The following is a 6,000-nucleotide window of genomic DNA, read 5'->3' as shown; positions in this document are numbered from 1 at the left end:
AGTCGACGCAATACTGACTGAAACGCCGCCTTCGCGAGCAAGCTCGCTCCCACAGGGGATTTGTGTTTGCCGTGATCTATCGGGTCAAACCGAGGCGTTCATGCCACTGGGCGATGGATTCTTCGGGGTAGACGTCGAACTGTTGGTCTTTCGATTTAGCCTCGACTTCCACCCATGGTGCTTTCGAACCGAGCATCAGATGCGTGTGCTCCGGCGGCACCGGCAACGGTGTGTCGATGGCCGAGGCGAACGGGTGAATCAGCTCTGGCCACTCCGGGCTGAACAACCACAAGCCGCTGCCGCACAGTGAACAGAAATGCCGCTCGGCGCTGCTGCGATGGGCGCGCTGGTCGCCGTCGTCTTTCATCTTCGCGTGGTAAATGCTGATGTGTTTGCGCCCGCGCACCTTGAGACTGGTCGCGTCGCCGCCGAGGTTGATCGCATATCCGCCGCCGCCCTGGGTCTTGCGGCAGATCGAGCAGTAGCAGCGTTGATAAGGGTAGGGGTGGGCGCTGGTGAGGCTGAACGTGACCTCGCCGCAATGGCAGGAGCCTTCGAGATGCATGGGTGCTCTCCGGTTTCTGAATGTGCGCTTGAGCCTAGAACATTCAGTGCGATGCAGGCCGGTGTGATTCGACGGGCGGGCGCAGCGTCTAGCCCCAGTGTCCCCGCAATCCCATGGGGCGAGACTTCGGAACCCGGCATGCAAGCGCTGTTGAACGAGATTCTTGACGCTGTCCGCCCGCTGATCGGGCAGGGCAAGGTCGCTGACTACATTCCTGCCCTCGGAACCGTGCCGGCCAATCAGCTGGGCATCGCCGTGTACGGCAACGACGGCGAGATGTATTGCGCCGGTGACGCCGAGACGCCGTTCTCGGTGCAGAGTATTTCCAAGGTGTTCAGCCTGGTGCAGGCGATCGATCATTCCGGCGAAGCGATCTGGGAGCGCCTCGGTCACGAGCCTTCCGGGCAGCCGTTCAACTCGCTGGTGCAGCTGGAATTCGAGCGCGGTCGGCCACGCAATCCGTTCATCAACGCGGGCGCGCTGGTGATCTGCGACATCAACCAGTCACGCTTTGCCGCGCCGACCCTGTCGATGCGCGATTTCGTCCGCCGACTGTCCGGCAACCCGCAGATCATGATCGACGGCAAAGTCGCCGATTCTGAATATCAACACCGTGCGCGCAATGCGGCGATGGCGTATCTGATGCAGTCGTTCGGCAACTTTCACAACGACGTCGAAGCGGTGTTGCGCAGCTATTTCAGCCACTGCGCGTTGCGCATGAACTGTATTGATCTGGCCCGGGCGTTCTGTTTTCTAGCCAATGACGGGTTCTGCAAACACAGCGGCGAACAGATCCTCACACGTCGGCAAACCCAGCAGGTCAACTCGATCATGGCCACCAGCGGGCTGTACGACGAAGCGGGCAACTTCGCGTACCGCGTCGGCTTGCCGGGCAAGAGCGGTGTCGGTGGCGGGATTGTTGCGGTGGTGCCGGGGCAGTTCACGGTGTGCGTGTGGTCGCCCGAGTTGAATGCGGCGGGGAATTCGCTGGCGGGGATGGCGGCGCTGGAGATGCTCAGTTCGCGGATTGGCTGGTCAGTATTTTGATCTGAAACCCAATCCCTGTAGGAGTGAGCCTGCTCGCGATAGCGTAGTGTCAGTCAACATTTGCGTATCTGATCCACCGCTATCGCGAGCAGGTGAAGGCCTACACTGGTTTTGTGTTGCCTGTGGGGAGGCTGTTCCTATACATTTTCCGGCCGCCCTCTGCATGGTGAATCCGCTTCATGTCTCTTGCGCTCGAACGTCTAGTCGCTGGCACGCCGATCCCTTTCGCTGGTAACCGCGTCACCGTGGTCAGCCCCGAACTGGCCGCGCGCTTTCAGCCCGGTGACCACCTGTTGGTGGAGCAGGTCAGTGGTGAGTTGCTGCTGATCCCCGTGGCGGATCAGCAAGCGGCGTCCGTGGCGATCGAGCGTGCGGCAGCGGCATTCACCGCGTTGTCGGCGGTGTCCGATGAGGCCATCAGCCAGTTCTTTGATCTCTTCGCGCAGCGTCTGGAAACCCCGGCGTGCTGGGCGCACATCGAAACCGCCAACCTTGCCGATATCGAACGGGCCAAGGCGCGCGGCCGCTCCACCACCCGACTGCTCGCCGATGAGCGCATGCGCCGCGACATGATCGCTGGCCTGCGCGCCTGGCGTGATGCCGCCGCCACGCGCGGTAAAGTCATCAGCAGCGTCGAGCACGACGGCTGGAAGGTCGAGCAGGTGGTTTCGCCGCTGGGCATCGTTGCATTTGTCTTCGAAGGTCGCCCGAACGTGTTTGCCGACGCCGCCGGTGTCTTGCGCACCGGCAACACCGCCGTGTTGCGCATCGGCAGCGATGCGTTGGGCACCGCGCAAGCCATCGTCACTCACGCGTTGAACCCGGCGCTGGCCGATGCCGGTCTGCCCGCCGGTGCGGTGTCGCTCGTGGAAAGCGTCAATCACGCGGCCGGTTGGGCGATGTTCGCTGACCGACGTTTGTCGCTGGCCGTGGCGCGCGGTTCGGGTCGTGCGGTCAGTCAGTTGGGCAGTATTGCCCAGCAGGCCGGCACCGCCGTCAGTCTGCACGGCACGGGTGGCGCATGGTTGATCGCGGATCGTGCGGCCGATGCCAAACGCTTCGCCGCCGTGGTGCGCAACTCGCTGGACCGCAAAGTCTGCAACACGCTCAACGTGTGCCTGATCCAGCGTGATCGCGCGGCGGAACTGGTGCCGCTGTTTCTTGATGCGCTGCAACAGGCCGGTACTGCGCGTGGCCAGGGCTGCAAATTGCACATCGTCGAAGGCAGCGAAGGCTGCTTGCCGAGTGAGTGGCAGAACGCGACGGTCGAGGTCTACCGCGCCGAGGGCTATCAGACCGAGGCACTGGCAGAACCCTTGGCAGAGTCCGAGTTGGGCCGCGAGTGGGAATGGGAAGAAACCCCGGAAGTCAGCCTGATGATCGTTGACGATGTGGATCAGGCGATTGCGCTGTTCAACCGCTACAGCCCGCAATTCACCGTGTCGTTGATCAGTGAAGATGCGCAGGTGCAGGAGCGTTTTTACAACGCGGTGAATGCGCCGTTCGTGGGCAATGGCATTACCCGTTGGGTCGATGGGCAGTATGCGTTGAACAAGCCGGAGCTGGGTCTTTCGAACTGGGAGAGCGGGCGCTTGTTTGCGCGCAGTGCGATTCTTTCGGGGGACGGCGTGTTCACTGTTCGTAGCCGCATGACCCAGATCGATCTCACAGTAAAACGCTGATCTCGTGGTCTGTGATCGTTCCCATGCTTCTGCGTGGGAACGCAGCCCGTGACGCTCAGCGTCACTGGACGCAGAGCGTCTCAGGAGGCATCCCCACGCAGAGCGTGGGAACGATCAGTTGCTCAGGCAGCATGGGTGGTTTGTGCATGGATCGCGCAAGTCGTCGGTTGCTCGGCCAGCGGCACAAACGTGCGACGGTCCGAGGACAGCGCATCGACCGAGCCGGTCTCAATGTCATACACCCAGCCATGCAGATTCAGTAGGCCTTTTTCCTGGGCCAGACGCACGCTCGGGTGGGTCTGGATATTCGCCAGTTGCGCGATGACGTTCTCGCGCACCATCGAACTCAATTTCGCCGCGTCATTGGCGTGCGGCCGTGACTCGTTGACCACTTTCGCCGACTCGGCATGCTGCAGCCAGCCGCTGACCGCAGGCAGGTGATCCATGCATTTGCACTTTGCGATCGCGGTCATCGCACCGCAGTCCGAATGCCCGCAGATCACAATGTCGGTCACCCCAAGCACCGCCACCGCGTACTCCACCGTCGCCGAAACCCCGCCCGGATGCGGGCTGTAGGACGGCACGATATTACCGGCGTTACGGATCACGAACAGTTCGCCGGGTTCTTGCTGGGTCAGCAGTTCCGGCACGACACGGCTGTCGGAACAGGTGATGAACAAGGTGCCGGGCTGTTGTGTGGTCGCCAGGTGTTTGAACAGTTCGGTGCGTTGCGGAAACGCTTCGTTCTGGAATTTCAGGAAGCCATCAATCAGGTTTTTCATGGTGTTGTCCTCTCAGTTCGAGCAACCGCTGCCGAATTCGCTGTATTGAAGAATGTGTTTGCCACCGTGGCTGTCCAGATACGTCATCTCCACCGGCACCACGCCACACACATCGGCAACCGGGGTAATGCTCAGCACGTGGGCGATGTCCAGTTGCATGCCGTAGCGGTAGGCGACGGCCTCGTCAGCGGCAGATGCCTGGGCGCAAATGCCGCCGAGCAGGGCCAGAATCAACAGAATTTTTTGCATGGGGCAGCCTCCAGATATGTTGGATGACGGGTAGCCATTTGAGGTGTGTTGGCCCGCACGCAGGGTGCGGGCCAGTGCGGATCAGAACGGACGCAGGGGCAGGAACTTGCCGTCGAGGGTGACCACGGCGCGGGAGCCGCCTTCCGGGTCTTCGACTTTCTTGATGTCGAGTTTGAAGTTGATCGCGCTGATGATGCCGTCACCGAACTGCTCATGAACCAGCGCTTTCAGAGTGGTGCCGTAGATCTGGATCATCTCGTGGAAGCGGTAGATGGTCGGGTCGGTCGGTACGCCGCTGAGGCTGCCACGCAGGGGGATGATCTGCATCGCCGCGACGTCTTCAGCGCTCAGCTCCAGCTTGTCGCCGACCACTTGGGCGGCGTTTTCCGGCAGTGGATGCTGGCCGAGCAGGGCAGCAGTGACGTACGCCAGGCTCAGGTCGGTGCCGTCGGCCAGATCCTGCCACGATAGATCTTTGCGTGCCTTGGCATCGAGAATGCGGGTAGTCAGGGCCAGGCTGGTGTCGTTGTAGGCGTGGGACTGTTGCATGGTGTCACTCCTTTCAGGGGTTGGCTTGCTGTGTGGGATTGATCTTCTGCTGATTGATCCATAGCGTCCAAGACCGATATACAATGCTTGGCATAAGCCCTGCCTATAGATGGTGTTTCCCATGCTGCTGCGACATTTGCGTTATCTGTTGGCCGTCGCCGATCACGGCGGCTTCACCCGTGCCGCCGAGGCGTTGCATGTGTCGCAGCCGACCCTGTCGCAGCAGATTCGCCAACTGGAGGAAACCCTGGGGGTGAGCCTGTTTGATCGCACCTCGCGCACGGTCAAACCGACGGATGCCGGCGAGGCCTACATCGAGTGCGCACGGCGGGTGCTGGTGGAACTGGAGGCGGGCAAGCGCGCGTTGCATGACGTGAAGGATTTGTCCCGCGGGACGTTGCGTCTGGCGATGACGCCGACGTTCATGGCGTATCTGGTCGGGCCGTTGGTGCGCGATTTTGCCGCGCGGTATCCGGGGATTCATTTACAGATTTTCGAGCTGTCGATGGACGACATCGAGGCGGGGCTGGCGGATGACTCGCTGGATATTGCGATTGCGTTTACGCCGGTGCGCAGTCCTGAGATTGAGTGCATTCCGGCGTTTACCGAAACGCTGGGGATTATGGTCGGGCGGGAGCATCCGCTGTATGACAGTGTGGCGGTGCTGACACCGGAGGATATCGCTTCATTGGATTTCGCTTTGTTGGCGCCGGACTTTATTACGCGGTTATCGGTGGACGAGTATTTCCGTCAGCAGGGGATTACGCCGCAGGTGCGGATCGAGGTGAATTCGGTGAGTACGTTGCTGGAAGTGGTGCGTCATTCGCCGATAGCAACCATGTTGCCGGAAGCGATTGCCACCGAGGATCGGGCGTTGCGCAGGTTGCGCGTCGAGAGTGATGCGCCGCAGCGTGGGGCGGCGTTGTTGCGGCGGCGCAATAATTATCACAGTGCGGCGGCGGTGGCGTTTGCTGAAATGGTGTTGGACATGGGAAGCCCCTCACCCTAACCCTCTCCCAGAGGGAGAGGGGACTGACCGAGGTTTTTGTGCGATCTACGCCGACCTGAGAAACCTGAGTCGAACTCAGGTTCTGAAAGCACTATAAATCGGCTCCCTCTCCCTCGG

General features: G+C 61.2%; 7 protein-coding genes. 3 read left to right on the top strand and 4 right to left on the bottom strand.

Annotation, left to right across the window (positions count from 1 at the left end; all coding sequences use genetic code 11):
• Nucleotides 1–76: 76 nt before the first annotated feature.
• On the bottom strand, nucleotides 77–565 hold the full coding sequence (locus tag ACW9IR_RS13605; protein ID WP_102902038.1) for a GFA family protein: 489 nt from the start codon (nucleotides 563–565) through the stop codon (nucleotides 77–79).
• 138 nt (nucleotides 566–703) lie between these two features.
• Between ACW9IR_RS13605 and glsB the strand changes: the two genes are divergently transcribed.
• On the top strand, nucleotides 704–1,612 hold the full coding sequence (gene glsB, locus ACW9IR_RS13600; RefSeq protein WP_034152462.1) for a glutaminase B: 909 nt from the start codon (nucleotides 704–706) through the stop codon (nucleotides 1,610–1,612).
• Between the two features lie 179 nt (nucleotides 1,613–1,791).
• Nucleotides 1,792–3,294: an aldehyde dehydrogenase family protein gene (locus ACW9IR_RS13595; RefSeq protein WP_457463668.1), complete on the top strand. Its 1,503-nt coding sequence runs from the start codon at nucleotides 1,792–1,794 to the stop codon at nucleotides 3,292–3,294.
• A 122-nt stretch (nucleotides 3,295–3,416) separates the two neighbouring features.
• On the opposite strand, the gene ACW9IR_RS13590 is transcribed toward ACW9IR_RS13595, so the two are convergent.
• From ACW9IR_RS13590 to cynS, 3 genes are all read right to left on the bottom strand, one after another.
• Nucleotides 3,417–4,076, bottom strand: coding sequence for a carbonic anhydrase (locus ACW9IR_RS13590; RefSeq protein WP_457463666.1), 660 nt, complete (start codon nucleotides 4,074–4,076; stop codon nucleotides 3,417–3,419).
• Between the two features lie 12 nt (nucleotides 4,077–4,088).
• The gene (locus ACW9IR_RS13585) at nucleotides 4,089–4,325 is read right to left on the bottom strand and encodes a DUF2790 domain-containing protein (protein ID WP_095111547.1); all 237 of its coding nucleotides are present in this window, start codon (nucleotides 4,323–4,325) and stop codon (nucleotides 4,089–4,091) included.
• An 81-nt stretch (nucleotides 4,326–4,406) separates the two neighbouring features.
• On the bottom strand, nucleotides 4,407–4,874 hold the full coding sequence (gene cynS, locus ACW9IR_RS13580) for a cyanase (protein ID WP_457463664.1): 468 nt from the start codon (nucleotides 4,872–4,874) through the stop codon (nucleotides 4,407–4,409).
• Between the two features lie 121 nt (nucleotides 4,875–4,995).
• On the opposite strand from cynS, the gene cynR reads away from it, so the two are divergent.
• The gene (gene cynR, locus ACW9IR_RS13575; protein ID WP_457463662.1) at nucleotides 4,996–5,883 is read left to right on the top strand and encodes a transcriptional regulator CynR; all 888 of its coding nucleotides are present in this window, start codon (nucleotides 4,996–4,998) and stop codon (nucleotides 5,881–5,883) included.
• Nucleotides 5,884–6,000: the final 117 nt, after the last annotated feature.

This window comes from Pseudomonas sp. SDT291_1_S447 (assembly GCF_054070155.1).
Note: the sequence above shows the minus strand (reverse complement) of the source record. Positions and strands in the feature narration are given on the sequence as shown.

Excerpts from the sequence above, each read along its gene's own strand:
- ACW9IR_RS13605 (WP_102902038.1), bottom strand. The coding sequence starts at position 565 with ATGCATCTCGAAGGCTCCTGCCATTGCGGCGAGGTCACGTTCAGCCTC.
- glsB (WP_034152462.1), top strand. The coding sequence starts at position 704 with ATGCAAGCGCTGTTGAACGAGATTCTTGACGCTGTCCGCCCGCTGATC.
- ACW9IR_RS13595 (WP_457463668.1), top strand. The coding sequence starts at position 1,792 with ATGTCTCTTGCGCTCGAACGTCTAGTCGCTGGCACGCCGATCCCTTTC.
- ACW9IR_RS13590 (WP_457463666.1), bottom strand. The coding sequence starts at position 4,076 with ATGAAAAACCTGATTGATGGCTTCCTGAAATTCCAGAACGAAGCGTTT.
- ACW9IR_RS13585 (WP_095111547.1), bottom strand. The coding sequence starts at position 4,325 with ATGCAAAAAATTCTGTTGATTCTGGCCCTGCTCGGCGGCATTTGCGCC.
- cynS (WP_457463664.1), bottom strand. The coding sequence starts at position 4,874 with ATGCAACAGTCCCACGCCTACAACGACACCAGCCTGGCCCTGACTACC.
- cynR (WP_457463662.1), top strand. The coding sequence starts at position 4,996 with ATGCTGCTGCGACATTTGCGTTATCTGTTGGCCGTCGCCGATCACGGC.